The following is a 16,440-nucleotide window of genomic DNA, read 5'->3' as shown; positions in this document are numbered from 1 at the left end:
CAGAAGTTCAAATATTTAGGAAACAAGGCCATTTAGTAAAGATATTTCCCATTTATGGTGGTAAATATCTTTTATGTTGATTAGCCATGATCCAGATTTATAACTCAAACGGATAGTCTTTAAATTGTTTCATTATTTGTAACCTTTTGTTTTAATTGCAGTACCCTTATCTTTTTTTAGTCTCCTCCTTCGTGATGAAAAGCGCTTTTCTTAATATCTGTTTGCGTAAATGCTTGCTTTTTCCTTTTTGCACTAATACTGTATAAATAACCAGTTTTTGGTTTGGCAATTCAGTCTACTCAAAGATTACAAATAATATAAGGATGAAAGATGTTTGTTGTACTGCTTAAGTTTTCAGATAATAAATCTCAAGCCAGCGAGTATATGGGGGCGCATAATCAATGGATTAAGCAAGGTTTTGATGATGGCATATTTATACTTGTGGGGAGTTTGCAACCCGGGCTTGGAGGGTCTGTGATTGCGCATAATATATCCCTTGAAGACTTACAAACGCGAGTTAATGCAGACCCTTTTGTGGCTGAAAATGTCGTTTCTGCAGAAATTTTAGAAATTGATCCCAAAAAGGCGGACGAAAGGCTGTCGTTCTTGTTGGGTCAATGATTGTATGAGTGCAATAGTAATGAGTGAAGATGGCCACAAGCGTTGCAAGTGGGCGGCCTCTGTCCCTGAATTTATTGACTACCATGATACAGAGTGGGGCTTTCCCGTCGGTGATGATATTCGCCTATTTGAAAAACTGTGTCTTGAAAGCTTTCAATCTGGTTTAAGTTGGAGAACAATATTAGCAAAGCGAGAGAATTTTCGACGTGCATTCATGGGGTTCGACTTTAATAAAATTGCGGATTTTACTGTTGCAGACATGACGCGATTATTATCGGATGAAGGCATCGTTCGCCACCGCGGAAAAATAGAAGCCACCGTTAATAATGCGAAAAAAGCCCAAGAAATGGTCACCGAGATGGGATCACTCGCAGCCTACTTTTGGCGTTATGAACCATCGCCTGAAAGTATGAATGAGCCACAAACGCAATCGACTTCAGATGTGTCTAAAGCGATAGCGAAAGATTTAAAAAAAAGAGGTTGGAAGTTTGTAGGCCCGACGACAGTGTATGCTTTTATGCAGGCAATGGGATTGATTAATGATCACGCAGCGGAATGTATTATCAGATCGAAGGTTGAAAAAGCGCGTCAGCAATTTAAAAGACCGCAATTACCTTGATGTGCTTCATTCTAGAAATCGTTTCATGACTTAAAGCTGAGTTAAAGACCATTAACTCAGCTTTATACGCGACATCAGTGCTTTACGCTTTATCTAGCGCTTGAGACACATCTGCAATTATGTCATCGATATGCTCTATACCCACTGAAATACGAACGAGATCTTCACTCACACCAGCTGAAGCCAACTCTGCTTTATTTAACTGCCTATGTGTGGTTGATGCAGGATGACAGGCTAATGATTTTGCATCACCAATGTTGACCAACCGCAGGATCATATTTAAAGCATCGATAAATCGAGTACAGGCCTCAATACCTCCTTTGATGCCAAAACTTAAAATCCCAGAGGCTTTGCCGCCAGTAATTTTATGACAGGCATCATGATCTGGGCTGCTTGCAAGGGCGGCGTAATTAACCCATTCGACTTTTGGGTGTTGTTGTAAATATTCCGCCAGCTTTTGCGCGTTTTCACAATGACGATCCATTCTTAGCCCAAGGGTTTCTATGCCTTGAAGAATTTGAAATGCATTCATCGGTGATAGTGCTGCGCCAGTATTTCTCAGTGGGGCAACACGACATCGGCCAATATAAGCCGCTTCAGCGAAAGCTTCCGTGTATACCACGCCATGATAAGAAGGATCGGGCTCGTTCATGACTGCAAACCGCTCTTTATTTGCAATCCAATCAAATTTACCGGAGTCAACAATGATGCCGCCAATCGTCGTGCCGTGGCCGCCCATATATTTAGTTAATGAATGTACGACAATATCTGCGCCCAGTTCAAAAGGGCGGCACAAATAAGGGGTTGCTACGGTATTGTCTACAATAACTGGTACACCGTGTTTGTGTGCTATTTCTGTAATTCGGTTGATATCGACGATATTGCCAGCGGGATTACCTATGGACTCACAAAAAACAGCTTTAGTGTTGTTATCAATCGCAGCTTCGAAGCCATCAAAGTCATCATAAGAAACCATCTTGACTTGAACACCTTGCCTTGGCAGTGAGTGAGCAAATAGGTTATATGTGCCTCCGTAGAGTTGGCTAGTACTAATGATATTATCGCCAACTTCAGTGAGGCATTGTATTGCGTATGTAATTGCAGCCATGCCTGATGACACCGCTAACGCGCCGATACCGCCTTCCATTGCCGCAACGCGTTTTTCTAGCACATCATTGGTTGGATTCATGATCCGTGTGTAAATATTGCCAGGTACTGCGAGGTTAAATAGGTCTGCACCATGTTCTGTGTTATCAAAAGTATATGAGGTTGTTTGATAAATGGGCACTGCCGCAGATTTGGTTGTGGGCTCGGATTTATATCCTTCATGTAAAGCTATTGATTCTAATTTCACAAAACTCTCCCTAACTTAAGTGTAATTGATATAAACGCCTGACTATTGTGGTGATAATCTTGTTCTATTTAGCGTTTAAGATGTATTCGTTATATCAACTTTAAAAAATCCAAATTCAACATAGCACACTTTTTGGACGTTGAGATAACTCAAAAAGACAGTTGAAATGAAGAGAGAAAAAAACAAATTAGCCTATGGTCTGGTATCTCTAAGGTGTGTGAGTTGGATAATTTGCTGGCATGACAATAGCTCGTTCCGATGTTGCAAGTAAGATAAGTCATGGAGCAATATTACAATTGTTATCTATCTAAAGTAGGGAAAGCGATATGAAAGTGAAAATCAACACGATTGGGCCTTCAGCCAAAGAGTTTGTGCAATTACGCGCTGATGTTGGTTGGGGTGATACAGATTTAAATATGGCAGCATTGAGTTTGGAGCAGTCACTATTTCATGTTACTGCACGTATGGATTTACAGCTTGTTGGAATGGGCAGGGTTATAGGTGATGGTGCCTTGTTTTTCTATATTCAAGATCTCGCAGTGCACCCAAATTATCAACAAACAGGGGTAGGCGGTATGTTGATGGCGCAGATTGAAAGTTGGTTGGCTGATAGTGCTTCAAAAGGCGCAACGATTGGCCTGATGTCAGCGAAGGGGAAAGAGTCGTTTTACGCACGTTACGGGTATGATCAAAGATCGGGTATGCCTCTAGGGTATGGTATGTGTAAATTCATTAAGTAGTTTTAACTGTCACTGTTTCACATCACGTTAACCACAGACTTAAAGCTCCCCTTAAGATCCTTGAAAGTAATCTCTAACATTGCTCACTATCGGCAATTAAGAACTGCAAATCCGTAGGAAATTACCTTTCCCGTGATTTAAAAATGCAACAAATTTTAGATAGTATGTAAATTAAAGCTTGTAATAGTATATCGAGTAAAACACTTATCTATATGAATTTTATATTGAAATAAAATGCGTATTTAAAAAGTAAACTGATCACTATCTTGCTGCTTAAATTTTAATCTTGAACATTTATTGTTCAGTGTGTATTCTGCGCCTTTTTGCAAAAATTAGTGAGGAAAATACAATTGAATAGTGCGGTAAGTAAGGTTTGCCTCGCAGGCCTGATAGGAATAATTTCAGGATGCGGTGGCGGTTCTTCAGATAAGAAGGAAGAAGGTATAACGCAGCCAGTTGTTGCCAATACAGCACCAGTGGTGTCTATAGAAGGGAAAGCGCATTCAGATGAGATGCAAGCGATTAGCTTGGTAGCACATGGAGATGATAAAGAGAGTCAATTGCTGAACTACACATGGTCACATGATGGAGGCTCGGCGATCGTCCTCGATGGTGAAAACAGCGCTAGTATTACCGCACGCAGCAATGATTTAGTAAAGGACACGCCGATAACATTTTCAGTTACCGTGTCAGATGAACAAGGCGCAGCAACAACAGCAACTCATTTGGTGACGTTCATTGATAACCCTGTTTTGACTATTGAGGCAAAAGAGCATGCCATCGAACAATCGTCCTTTTCTGTAAAGGCAGATGTTGCAACGAGTAAGGAAATTACGTCTTTTGAGTGGACCAGTAATGCACCTGACTATGTTGAAGTGACTGGTTTTAATACAGATACACTGATAATAAGCAGTGGTGATATTAACGAAGATATTCCTATCACCTTTAATTTAACTATCACAGATGAGACTGGCGGCAAGGCGATGTCATCTACTTCAGTTGTGATTAAAGCATTTGCACAACAATTAAAAATATCGGGCAAGGTAACAGATCAGCCTATTGAAAACGCAAATATTAAAGCGCAAATTGGTGATAAGGTATTTACAGCGGTCGCAAATAGTCTTGGCGAATACACACTTGCTATTAATTTAGAGCAAGGTGAAGAGGCGTATGCAAATGAATTAGTGAAGCTGAGCGCAACAGGTCAAGATAAACAAAGCTTTGTTGAGTTTGTTTCGCAGCTAGGGTCTTTGTCTCAACTCAGCGTGGCAGCTGGCGACGATGAAGTGCTTAATGTAGAAGAACAGTTTGGTGTAAATGTAACCAATGTGACAACTGCTGAGTTTGTATTATTGTCTAAATTTGACGATGCATTTAACTCTATTGAGCTTCTCGAACAACGTAAACTTGGCGTCAGTGCCAAAGAAAAATTAGATATTGCAACTTTGCTCAAAGCGATTGTAGATAATGACTCGGTGACTCTACCCGAAGGGTATGCTACAACGTTAGAATTGGTGAAGGACGACAATGTCGTTACTCAATACCTTACCCAATTAAAAGAAGAGCAACCAGAGCTTATTGACCGCACTATCGATGCTTTAAAGTCGGACACCGATTTACTTCAGCCCGCTGAGATCATCTTAGATGAAGTTTTGTGGGTAACAGAACCTGACTTTCAATATGGTATTTACTTCGGTCTTGAGCTGAACGACGATAATACTGGTTATTATATATTAAACGAGCGACATAAAGTGTCTTGGGAGCGTGAAAATAATCGTGTTGTAGTTACTTTTTTAGAGCCTGTTACACTCAATTACAACGCTTATATGGATGAATATCACTTTCTAGAACTAAATCGTATCGAGTTAGATTTTTACGCGCAAAATGCGCACTTTAATTCTACAACCGTTACCTTTATTGGCGATGCGTATGTGGATTCAAAGTTACAGACCCGTCAGTTCTCTTTTCACTCACAAACTTATACAAAAAGTAGCTTTGCGCAATTGTCTCAGCCTACATTGGAGGGAACTTGGTCATTACATAAAATAATCGACGGGACAGAAGACGCATACTATGAGTATGAGTTTGATGAGAACGGTATAGCTACAAATTTACAAAGCTCAGAGCAAAGCAAATGGCAAATATCGGGGAATGAACTTTCCTTTCAACAAGATAATAGAACTCAAATATTGCAGCTTATTGCACACAATGAGTTTGGTTATCATTTTATGGGCCGCACCATAGAAAACGACCAAATAACTCAATCCTACAACGCTTATATGGTCAAACATCAAGATGTCAGTTTTGAGTCGTTTGATTATCAACGTACCTGGGTAAGCCTAAAAGACACTCACAATAATGTATTTAAAATTGATGAACAGGGGTTGGTTCATTATGGTCTTAACACTGGGAGGCAGTATTCGCTAGAATCAGGAGAGCTCGTATCATATACCTATTCTTTTGATGGGCAAAGAAGGTATATGGCTTGTGAAAATAGCGAGTTATGTGTTCGTACTACTGAATACTCTTATAAGTTATTGGCTGTTTCTGGCGATACAATCGCAGTTAATTATACTCTCAATCTTCTAGACCGCGATTATGCTTTTGAGATGATAAAGTTTATCGAAGTAACAGACAAACAGGGACTACTGTTGTCTTTTGATGATGCGTTGTCAGAAAGTGAAATTAATTTATATAGCGAAAATGGAAATATCATAACTAATGTTAATCTTTGTGATGAAGATAAGCCTTGCGAGTTATTCCTAAAGTTCATCAATCAAGAGGGATTTGACTATTATTCATTTGAAAAGCAAGACGGTTACTATGAGCTAACGTCATCGTATGACAATAGCAAATTTTTCCTTGAAGTCACTGGCCTTGGTGACCAAAACTTTGCCATATGCTTAAAATCGGAGCTTACTGCTGCATGTGATGAATCAAATACCACCGTTTATACGACAACGCCGGTCACCTTTCCTGTTACAACTAAAACCAATGGACCTGGCCGTATAGACTTACGTACTGAAAATGTTCCTCTTGGTGAGAGTATTGGCCTTCGAATATTAGCAGATGAAGGCTACTATATTTCTGCTTTAAATATATGTGGTCAAGACTACTCTGTAGCTTTAGACGGCATTCAAACTGAGTTTTCTCATACGGAAAATTATTACGGTGCATGTGAAATCGAAGCCACATTTGTGGAAAAACTGCCAGTATATGGTAAGCACTTTTTATATGATTCGTCTTTATATCTCCCATTGTTACATGAACTGAATGTTCATCCTAACGGATCAGGGGTCTATACATATAATGAAAGCGCTGATTACACACATAGAATAAATTTCGTTTGGGATAATTTATCTGAGTATCATACTCGTGCTGAGTTTGAATACATTTTTTCAGTTAATTTCGCCAGTTACTATGCGGATGTTTTTACTGAAAGTGACCTTTATCAACCTATTAATGTCTTGGAGTTTCGCTATCTAGATGACAAGTCTTTAGCTTGGGCACTTGATGCTGATGAAAGTGATGATGGTATAGGTTTTGAATTTGGCCCTGTTATTCATAAAGACTTTGCAGGGGAAGCCGTTCAGGAGGTGACTGACTGGGTAGGAAAGTGGATTTTTGTATACCAAAATTCATATACATATTATGAAATTGAAATTGCGGCAGATGGTCAGGCTCTATTAGAAGCGGTCTCAGAGCAAGGTTTTCAAACTGACCCAGTACAACTGAGTTGGGAAGTGGATGAATTAGGGCAATTGAAATTAACTTCTCTGAAAAATGCTTTCGACACTTATATTTTAAAGCCTGTTCAGCAGCATAATGGTTTTATTCAAATAGAGACTCGAGACTCTCATTGGTTTGATGGTAATAGCTATTTCCAAAACGGAATAGGCATCATGGCAAAAGCAATGGATGAGCCATTAACTGTTGAAAAACTAGCAGGGCAGTGGCGCTTTAAGCGGAGCCCTGAGTCAAGCGTGTATCATGGCTTTGTTATAAATGAAGACGCATCAGTCAATAAGTATGCTAAGTTTGGTGATGTTCAACTGGACGAGAATGCTTTTGTTGTCAGATATTATCTCGACTACTCTCCTGAGTGTGAGACTGACTCAACGTTTTGCATAATAGACCACTCAGAGCGATTTAAAGTGTTGTCAAAAAACAATGGGATGGTGTTACTGGCAAAAAATAACGGTGAATACCATATTGCAGAACACAGCTCTGACATGCATGTTGAGCAATTTATTCCAAGTGCAATAGATAGATTTAGTTTTTACCACTCAAATGGTGAGAGGTATGTAACAGGAGATATATACTACAGATACTTTGATGGGGGTAAGAATAACTGGGAAATTTCAACTGTCTTTGATGAAACAATCGGGGTTGCAAAGTTCATTGATGGAAAGTTTTTACAACAAACCCCGCAAGGCGCTTATTGGATTGCACCAGTTATGCATATACCGAATGGCATTAAGGTATGCGTATATCAAGACGGCCAAAGTTGTGAACAAGGGGTTGAGCAAACTTGGTTTTACCAAACCCCAAGTTTTGATTTTACGTTGGATGCAAGTTAAGGTGGAGTTGTTAACTCTAAATTCATCGCTTGAAAATGTACCGTTTTCTCATAGCACTTAATTGACATTGTTGGCTGATGAAGGTTACCGCATTGCTGACTTTTAAGGTGTCGTTTGAGCCGGAAAATGGGCAATCTATACTTGAGTTGCTGGGTATTGAAGATTCTACTTTTAAAGCTTGCTTAACAAGCTAAGGTAATATCTTTCCACAATATTCAAACAATTTTTCTTGTTACTCATACTCTTTAGGTAACCTTCAAATTGATAATGTGAATGGCATTGAAAAGTTTAAAGTCTTAACTTCAATGCCTTTCAACAATATTAGTTTATCTGGGCGGGCACTCGCTGAACTTGAGAGTTTAACGCCATTAGAATCACTTGATTTTTCAGGTGTCGACTTTTCACATTTAGATTTAGGTGGTCTCAATACGTTGAAAAGCTTACGTCTGAATGATGGCTCGACAGTGACGGCTATGGAACTACCTACACAGTTTGTTAGAGCAATTACAAATTGAAGGAGCCTTGCTTACAGAACTAAATTTGTCCAATCAGGTCAGTTTGTTAAGCTTATCTCTTAGTTTTCATACTTAGTGCATTTAGATTTAACTGGCAATGTTGAATTAACAACATTGGACATTGGGGGGAGTAAAGTAGGGAGTCTTTCAGGCGTTTTTACTAATTTATATTTGTATGATTTACTCGTATTAGAAATCGCCTCATCTTTCATCGTTATGACGCAATTTATGTGATTTTGAAACTTCGCCTTGGAGCAAAATACGACCTCTTTATACGCTTATTAGCGACTCACCCCCGCTTTATTTATCGTCCAGATACTTGTTAAGTTATTGAATTTATGGCTAGTCATCGTGTACATGCTTGTATTATGATTAAAAATAACTCATGAGATACAAGGTGATAATCAGAATGCGCAAGAAAATATTGGTAGCAGATGACGATATTAATATCTTCACCAGTGTAAAGTATTTACTCGATGATTTTGATTATGAAATACAGGGTGCGACTACTGTTGACGGTGCTTTGGATTTGATTAAGCATCAACACTTTGATTTGATTATTATGGATATGAACTTTCAGCAAGATACCACATCTGGCAATGAAGGGTTGCAGTTAGTTAAGCGCATTCGTCAGGCGGATGCTGATTTTACGCAACCCATTCCCATTATTGCCATAACTGGTTGGGCTACCGTGGATATTGCCGTTGAGTCATTAAAACTCGGTGTTATGGACTTTATTCAAAAACCTTGGGATGATCAGCGATTTCTTAGCGCTATTCAAAATCAGCTTAAATTCGCAGACTCTCAGCATCAGGCTTTTAAACTCAAGCAAGAAAATCGTATCTTACGTGAGCATACGCAGTCACATAAAGGCATTGTTTATCAATCAGATATAATGAAGGACTTTATGGAGACGCTCCAAAATATCGCTCAAAGTGATATGAATGTACTACTCACCGGTGAAAATGGTACAGGGAAAAGCTTGTTAGCTGGCTATGTTCATCAGCACTCTGCTCGAGGTCAGCATTCTTTTGTCAGCGCCAATATGGGCGCAATTCAAGAGAGCTTATTTGAAAGTGAGATGTTCGGTCATACAAAAGGTGCTTTTACTGATGCGAAAGAGCATCGAGTTGGGCGCTTTGCATTGGCAGATGGTGGTACCTTATTTCTTGATGAAATCGCAGAAATACCTTTTAAACAGCAATCTAAGCTTCTGAGAGTTATTGAAGATAAGGCATTTGAAGTGTTGGGTTCAAGTCGCACGCTAAACTCAGACGTACGTATAATTTGCGCGACCAATTGTGATTTAAAACAGGCAATTGCAGAAAAAACCTTCAGGCAAGACCTATATTATCGCATAAACACAGCTGAAATAAGAGTACCTTCGTTGCGTGAAAGGCCTGAGGATATTTTATTACTCGCTGAATACTTTTTGCAGAAAAACAGTCGAAAGTACCGAAGAGCTTGCCCAGTAATATCTTCTGAAGCTGCGGACATGATGTATGCATATGCTTGGCCAGGGAATATACGTCAGCTTGACCATCTGATGGAAAAAGTGATGTTCACTTGTAAAGCGGACATAGTTGATTGGAAAGATCTGCAGCTTGAGCCGGCCGAAAAAACGGATGATAGAGGGGAGCAAAGCGAACTGGGATCAGTGGATGAGCATAATCTTACTCTGGTAGAGATTGAGAAAAATGCGATTCTAAAAAGGCTGGAATATTACTCAGGTAATATTAATAAAACAGTGCGCTCACTGGGCCTAACAAGAAGCAGTTACTACAGAAGAGTTAATAAGCTCGACTTATGACGTGTTTAGTTACGCTTTAAAGGATGAAAGATAACCAATGAGATTAAGTGCTATAGTCTGTTTTCCCTATGTTGTATTGGCAGTCGTTTTGATGTTACTTCTGCCTGTTCCTATCTATTTATCACTCTTTATCAGCATCGTTCTTGCCATTGTGCTTGCGTATTCTCTGTATGCAATCAAAGAGAAAACGACACAGCAAATACAAGTTCTATCGAATCTGGTAGATGCTTTGATTGATGAAGATTACTCGCTGCAAGGCAAGAGCCAGTCCGACCCTGCTTTAAGCTTGTTATTAGACAAGATAAACACCTTGTCGACTGCATTACATAAAAAAACGATGAAAACAGAGGGGGAGCAGCGCTTGCTTGAAAAAATTCTCAACCAAATGAATGCGCTGATACTTGTCGTCAATGACAATGGACAAGTATTAATGGCCAATCAAGCAGCACAAAACGTACTATTACCTAACGAGCATTCAGGCACGTCAAAAAGTAACTTACAAGCTCATCATTTATACCTGACTAAACCCGCACAATTGAATGATACCCCATTGGGGTTTATCCAGCACAGAACAGGCGCCAGTATAGTTGCTATGCAAGAGGCAAAACTCAAAGGTGAATACTTCTTATATCGCGATAACATTATCAGTGATGGTGAAAATCAAAGCTTGTTCCTACTGACTAATACTAATAATTTACTCAAGGAAAAAGAAACGCAAGCTTGGCAAAGTCTACTACGGGTGCTAAGCCATGAAGTGAATAACTCATTAACGCCAATTGCCACCATAAGTCGTGCCATGAAAAGGAAGTTGGAAGCTGGTAATGCTTCAGATAATCAGGGGTTTTATAAAGAGGGCTTAAGTGTCATTGATGAGCGCGCAAGCTCATTAGCGAGCTTTATTTCAAGTTACAGAGCACTGATGTATCTGCCAGCACCCACTAAAAAGCAAATATGCTTGGATAGTATGGTCTCCAAAGTGGTCAATTTATTTAGGGATTGTGAATTTGTGTTTTCAACTCGTTTTCAAAAGCAAGCAACACAGATCTTTTTGCTGGTGGATGAAAAACAGTTTGAACAAGTACTTATTAATTTAATCAAAAATGCCATCGAAGCATCCTCAGAGCAAGATAACCATATCGGCAATGGACAGGCCATTAAAGTTGAACTTGACCTTGAATGTGATAACGACTGGGTTGAACTTTATATAATTGATAGCGGTATTGGACTCTCAAATTTGAAAGATTTATTTGTGCCTATGTATACCACCAAGAAAAATGGTAGTGGTATCGGCCTGAACTTGAGCCAGCAAATAGTTCACAATCATGATGGGCAATTGTGTTTGCGAAATAGAGAATCAGAACAAGGTGCGATGGCCGTAATCAGACTACCTCTCAAGTTGTACTAAACATGTTTAAGCAGATACTGATTTTTGTCATTCGATGACGATTTTTTGTTGAACTAAAAATGTCCCAATATCGACACATTTGCAAAAAATTAGTGTCGATATCGACACATATGGAAATAGGCTTAAATAACAGAGAGATTAAATTTGTCATTTTTATCAATTACTTATGGTTTTTAAAAAGTTGGTACACTAAGTGCTGTAACCCTACTACTTAACAAAAGTTTCAGTAGGAATTTGAAAGGATGGATATAAAACGGCCTGAGGGTAAAAAGAAAAAGTCAGGGCAAAGTAAAACGCGGTTATTTGTTTTTTCCATATTGGCAATATCTGCGGCAGGGTATTTATTTAAAGGGGTATTAGGTAACGCCTCATATATCGCAGATCAAGATAATATTCAGTTAGCTAAGGTCACCAGTGGGAATTTTAAAGTTAATGTACGCTCATCTGGTGTATTGAAGCCAACAGATATCCGCTGGGTATCTTCGAGGGTGAGTGGAAAAGTTGAGCAAATACATGTCAAGCCTGGCAACGAGGTTAAAGCTGGGGAGAAGCTGGTCACATTAAGTGATCCAGAGTTATTTGTTGAACTTGACAAATCTCGGTGGCAAGTTCGCGCGACCGAGGCTGAGAATACTGCTGCACTTGTAGAGATGGAATCTCAATTACTCCAATTAGACAACGCAGTAACAGAAGCCAAATTTGGATATGAAAGTGCGAAATTGCGATTAGATGCAGAAGAGCAATTGCTTAAAGCGGGTAATGGCTCTATCTCATCGATTGAATATGAAAAAACGAAACTAGAAGTTCAACAGTTCTACTCTCGGTGGGCGGCACAAAAAGAACGTAAGAAAAAAATGGCAGAAAACTTACGGGCTAGAGTTATCGCAAACGAGGCAAAACTTGGTCGGATCCAAAATGATTTTGAGCGTGTGCAGCAACAAGTTGAGAACCTAGTCGTGAAGGCCACGATTGCAGGGGTTGTTCAAGACGTTCCGCTATTACTAGGTCAGCAAAGCACAGTAGGATCTAATATCGCTTTAATAGCTGAGCCGACATCTTTAATTGCTGAGCTACAAGTTCAAGAGCTGCAAATCCGTAACGTGAAATTGGGTCAAAATGTAACGATTGATACTCGAACCAATCTCATTCAAGGGGCTGTGTCTCGTATTAACCCAGCGGTAGAAAATGGCGTGGTTCAAGTCGAAGTTACGCTATTGTCAGATTTGCCAGCAGAAGCTAGGCCAGACCTAAACGTTGAAGGAAATATAGAGGTCAGCAATATTCAGGATACCCTGTTTGTCCGCAGACCGTCATTTGCACCAGCTAACAGAAGTGTGGGTTTATACAAATTGGACAAAACTTCAGCATTTGCACAAAAAACGCAAGTGCAACTGGGTGTGAGCTCAGTGAATGAAGTTCAGGTACTGGCTGGGCTTAAAGTCGGCGATACCATAGTCATCTCTGATACGAGTGATTGGACAGCGCACTCAACCGTCAAAATAAATTAATAATAAGGAATTTTTATATGTCGACCATTATCCAACTAGAAGCGATTAACAAATCATTCCTAACAGATGAGATTGAAACGCGTGCTTTAAGTGATATCAGTTTAAGTATTCAAAAAGGGGAATATATATCCTTAAGTGGTCCATCTGGGTGCGGCAAGTCTACCTTATTATCATTACTTGGTTTGCTCGATACACCGACAGAGGGGCGCTATCTATTAAACAATCGTGATGTTTCTAGCTTATCCAATGATCAGCGAGCGGTAATTCGCAACAGCGACCTCGGGTTTATCTTTCAGTCCTTTAACTTGATATCTGATTTATCAGTGAGTGAAAACGTTATGTTGCCATTGACGTATCAATCAAATATTAACAAATCTGAGATACTCAAGAGAACAGCAAAGGTACTAGATAGAGTTGGCATGTCTCACCGAAAAGACCATTTTCCATCTCAATTATCAGGAGGTCAGCAACAGCGTGTTGCTGTGGCAAGGGCGCTGGTGAATGAGCCCAGCATCATTTTGGCGGATGAACCGACTGGTAACCTTGATTCAAAAAATGCACAGGCGGTGATGGAATTGCTCGATGACTTACACAGAGATGGTAGCACCATTTGCATGGTCACACATGATCCAAGATCTGCAATGCAAGCTAAGCGACAGATAAGTATTTTGGATGGCCAAATAGTGAGTGACAACGGCGCGAATGACTCTGAAAGAATAATGAAAGCGTCTGCTTAACGTTTTAAACGGATAAAGGAATGATGATGTCTTACATTTTTGATATTAAGTATGCCTGTCGGTTGCTTTTAAAGTCCCCCAAGTTTACAGCGCTAACTTTGTTCGTACTTGTGGGCGGATTATCAATCAGCTTGTACACCTTCTCATTTTTGTACACCTTAATTTATAAACCCATTGATTTGGCGCAAAGTGAGTCGGCTTTGACGGTATCTGCGCAAATGAATAGACAAAGTGTGTCTATACCAGCTTATGAGTTTTCAATGATAAGAGAGCAGCTAGATGGTTTTTCCGAATTAGGTATTTTTAATACGAGCACACTTAGATTAACCTTTGGTCACGAAAATATAAGTGTGTCCGGCGCGTATGTCGATCAAGGCTTTTTTGAATTTAGTCGTACACAAGCTATACATGGGCGAGCTTTTCAGCACAATGATTATCAGGTGGGTGCTGAAAAAACGGTGGTGATCAGTAAATCATTCTGGGAAGAAAACTTCGCCAGTGATGATAATGTAGCCGGGAAAACTATTCGTATAAATAACCAAGTGCACACAGTTATAGGGGTTATGCCGGGTGGATATCATTTTCCTGATAGCGCTCAAGTTTGGTTACCTATTTCGTCAGAGTTAATTAATCCACTTGCACACACAGAAGCAACAGTCAATGTGTATACTCGGTTGGAGGTTGGTACAAACACGCAAGTTGCTGAGGTTCAGCTGGCGTCCTTACTCAATAATATCTACCAGCAGAGTGTTCAAAATGATGAAGCGCAAGAGGGCGAGTTCAAAATCAATTTGTTGTCATTCCCTCAAGCTCAGTTTGCAGGTGCGGGTAACTTTATATTTATTTTTCTTAATATCATCGCGTTGATGATATTGATATTGGCGAGTATAAACGTGGGTAATTTGCTACTGGCAAGAGCCATTTCCCGGCAAAAGGAAACTGCTATTCGTGCTGCGATTGGAGTTACGTATAAGCGACTAGTATTGCAAATTATGTGGGAAGGGATACTGATCACCAGTGTGGGCTGCGTATTGGCGATTATGTTAACGGGTACAGCCTTACATTATACCAATGTATTGATCACGACACGTTTGCCAACTGATATCCCTTTTTGGTGGGTCTGGAAGCTCGATGTACCGACAATAATGATGGCGATGGTGTTTAGCATACTGACTTTGTTTGTGTGCTCTTTTCTGCCTGCACGCGCAGCAGCAAAGCAGGATATTAATTCGACTTTACGAGATGGCACTCGCGGGGCGCAAGGTCTCAAAGCAGGCAAAATGTCGAGAAATTTAATCACGATTCAGGTATTTCTTATCTCAATATTGTTGTTGATTGGGTCAATTACAGCTTTTGTTGCCCAGTTTTTCTTAAATAAAGATATGGGAGTAAAGTACCAATCTGTGCTTGTATCGGAAATGAGCTTACCTAAGAGCCGTTATGCGTCAGTTGAGCAGAAAAGCCGATTTTTCAATCAACTGTATATGAATATGCAAAGCCAAGAAAGTGTAGAAGCGGCCTCAATAGTGTCGCGTTTAGGGAAGCAGCAGTTCGCGATAGGTGACATAGAATATCATGATGAGAATGATAAGCCGGACATCGATACTTATAGCACCATAGGGGATAGTGATTACTATGGTATCAAACTAGTTGATGGGCGCTTTTTTGACAGCAGAGACAATAATAGTGGCCAGCGTGTTGCGATTATTAGTCAGTCAATGGCTAACCGTTATTGGCCTGGGGAAAGTGCACTAGGCAAAACAATTCGCTGGGAGCAAAGTGCAGGTATCGAACAGCTTGTTATTATTGGTGTCGTGACCGATAAGTCAAATATGAGTAGCTTTTTTGCTTCCTTAGATAGTGAAGATGAGGTGTATGTTTCAGGCCTACAATTTGCCTACCCGAATACCAGAGCAATGTTAAAGTATACGACGCATTATAGTGACGGAGAAAAAGCTTTTTATGATGCGCTATTCTTGATTGATTCCAATCTAGAGCCTGACAATATTACGGCGATGGAGAAAACCTTTGATAGCGTAAGAAGTATGTTGCAAAGCATCTCCAACATCACTTTTATGGCCGGACTTTTTTCTATGATTTTGGCTTTAGCAGGTATTTATGGCTTAACTGCAAATAACATAATGCAAAGACGCAATGAGATTGGCGTGAGAAGGGCGGTCGGAGCAAAAGACAGTGAAATTATCAGGTTGTTTATTTTGCAGGGTGTTAGGCAGCTTGTGTCTGGTATTGGTGTTTCGTTGGTTTTATTCGGCTTATTATCGTATTTACTTAATGACATGTTACAAGGTGCGATCCCGCTTCACTTGTATTTTGTATTAACCATTGTAGTGGTTACTGTTATTTCTGCCTCTGTACTTGCAGCGGTGTTTATTCCAGCAAAACGTATCGTAGCAGAAGAGCCAAGCTCAGTACTTCGCTACGAATAATCATTACATATATGTGATGCTCTTTGTTGTTGTGGCTAATTTATGAAGTAGATCAGCCACAACTTTATTCAAAAAACTAATTCTTTTCGATTACATTTCTGATT

11 protein-coding genes are annotated in these 16,440 nt (G+C 39.8%); 10 read left to right on the top strand and 1 reads right to left on the bottom strand.

What is annotated here, in order from left to right; genetic code table 11:
* The first annotated feature begins 330 nt into the window (after positions 1-330).
* Entirely contained in the window at positions 331-621 is a 291-nt protein-coding gene (locus L1077_RS24915) for a YciI family protein (RefSeq protein ID WP_237139504.1), read from the top strand.
* Positions 622-625: 4 nt separating this feature from the next.
* Positions 626-1,240: a DNA-3-methyladenine glycosylase I gene (locus L1077_RS24910; RefSeq protein WP_237139503.1), complete on the top strand. Its 615-nt coding sequence runs from the start codon at positions 626-628 to the stop codon at positions 1,238-1,240.
* An 82-nt stretch (positions 1,241-1,322) separates the two neighbouring features.
* On the opposite strand, the gene L1077_RS24905 is transcribed toward L1077_RS24910, so the two are convergent.
* On the bottom strand, positions 1,323-2,594 hold the full coding sequence (locus L1077_RS24905; protein ID WP_237139502.1) for an O-acetylhomoserine aminocarboxypropyltransferase/cysteine synthase family protein: 1,272 nt from the start codon (positions 2,592-2,594) through the stop codon (positions 1,323-1,325).
* A gap of 326 nt (positions 2,595-2,920) precedes the next feature.
* Between L1077_RS24905 and L1077_RS24900 the strand changes: the two genes are divergently transcribed.
* From L1077_RS24900 to L1077_RS24865, 8 genes are all read left to right on the top strand, one after another.
* On the top strand, positions 2,921-3,334 hold the full coding sequence (locus L1077_RS24900; protein WP_237139501.1) for a GNAT family N-acetyltransferase: 414 nt from the start codon (positions 2,921-2,923) through the stop codon (positions 3,332-3,334).
* Positions 3,335-3,684: 350 nt separating this feature from the next.
* On the top strand, positions 3,685-7,914 hold the full coding sequence (locus L1077_RS24895; RefSeq protein ID WP_237139500.1) for a hypothetical protein: 4,230 nt from the start codon (positions 3,685-3,687) through the stop codon (positions 7,912-7,914).
* 305 nt (positions 7,915-8,219) lie between these two features.
* The gene (locus L1077_RS24890; RefSeq protein WP_237139499.1) at positions 8,220-8,429 is read left to right on the top strand and encodes a hypothetical protein; all 210 of its coding nucleotides are present in this window, start codon (positions 8,220-8,222) and stop codon (positions 8,427-8,429) included.
* A gap of 409 nt (positions 8,430-8,838) precedes the next feature.
* On the top strand, positions 8,839-10,239 hold the full coding sequence (locus tag L1077_RS24885) for a sigma-54-dependent transcriptional regulator (protein ID WP_237139498.1): 1,401 nt from the start codon (positions 8,839-8,841) through the stop codon (positions 10,237-10,239).
* Positions 10,240-10,276: 37 nt separating this feature from the next.
* A complete protein-coding gene (locus tag L1077_RS24880; protein ID WP_237139497.1) occupies positions 10,277-11,644 on the top strand; it encodes a sensor histidine kinase in 1,368 nt (455 codons plus the stop codon).
* 242 nt (positions 11,645-11,886) lie between these two features.
* The gene (locus tag L1077_RS24875) at positions 11,887-13,152 is read left to right on the top strand and encodes an efflux RND transporter periplasmic adaptor subunit (protein WP_237139496.1); all 1,266 of its coding nucleotides are present in this window, start codon (positions 11,887-11,889) and stop codon (positions 13,150-13,152) included.
* 17 nt (positions 13,153-13,169) lie between these two features.
* Entirely contained in the window at positions 13,170-13,889 is a 720-nt protein-coding gene (locus L1077_RS24870) for an ABC transporter ATP-binding protein (protein ID WP_237139495.1), read from the top strand.
* Between the two features lie 26 nt (positions 13,890-13,915).
* Positions 13,916-16,336: an ABC transporter permease gene (locus L1077_RS24865; protein ID WP_237139494.1), complete on the top strand. Its 2,421-nt coding sequence runs from the start codon at positions 13,916-13,918 to the stop codon at positions 16,334-16,336.
* The last annotated feature ends 104 nt before the right edge of the window (positions 16,337-16,440 follow it).

The organism is Pseudoalteromonas luteoviolacea, assembly GCF_021654285.1.
In the GTDB taxonomy this organism is placed as follows: domain Bacteria; phylum Pseudomonadota; class Gammaproteobacteria; order Enterobacterales; family Alteromonadaceae; genus Pseudoalteromonas; species Pseudoalteromonas luteoviolacea_J.
The sequence above is the reverse complement of the archived record's forward strand: the minus strand, read 5'-3'. Positions and strand labels throughout refer to the sequence as shown.

Excerpts from the sequence above, each read along its gene's own strand:
- L1077_RS24915 (WP_237139504.1), top strand. The coding sequence starts at position 331 with ATGTTTGTTGTACTGCTTAAGTTTTCAGATAATAAATCTCAAGCCAGC.
- L1077_RS24910 (WP_237139503.1), top strand. The coding sequence starts at position 626 with ATGAGTGCAATAGTAATGAGTGAAGATGGCCACAAGCGTTGCAAGTGG.
- L1077_RS24900 (WP_237139501.1), top strand. The coding sequence starts at position 2,921 with ATGAAAGTGAAAATCAACACGATTGGGCCTTCAGCCAAAGAGTTTGTG.
- L1077_RS24890 (WP_237139499.1), top strand. The coding sequence starts at position 8,220 with ATGCCTTTCAACAATATTAGTTTATCTGGGCGGGCACTCGCTGAACTT.
- L1077_RS24885 (WP_237139498.1), top strand. The coding sequence starts at position 8,839 with ATGCGCAAGAAAATATTGGTAGCAGATGACGATATTAATATCTTCACC.
- L1077_RS24880 (WP_237139497.1), top strand. The coding sequence starts at position 10,277 with ATGAGATTAAGTGCTATAGTCTGTTTTCCCTATGTTGTATTGGCAGTC.
- L1077_RS24875 (WP_237139496.1), top strand. The coding sequence starts at position 11,887 with ATGGATATAAAACGGCCTGAGGGTAAAAAGAAAAAGTCAGGGCAAAGT.
- L1077_RS24870 (WP_237139495.1), top strand. The coding sequence starts at position 13,170 with ATGTCGACCATTATCCAACTAGAAGCGATTAACAAATCATTCCTAACA.
- L1077_RS24865 (WP_237139494.1), top strand. The coding sequence starts at position 13,916 with ATGTCTTACATTTTTGATATTAAGTATGCCTGTCGGTTGCTTTTAAAG.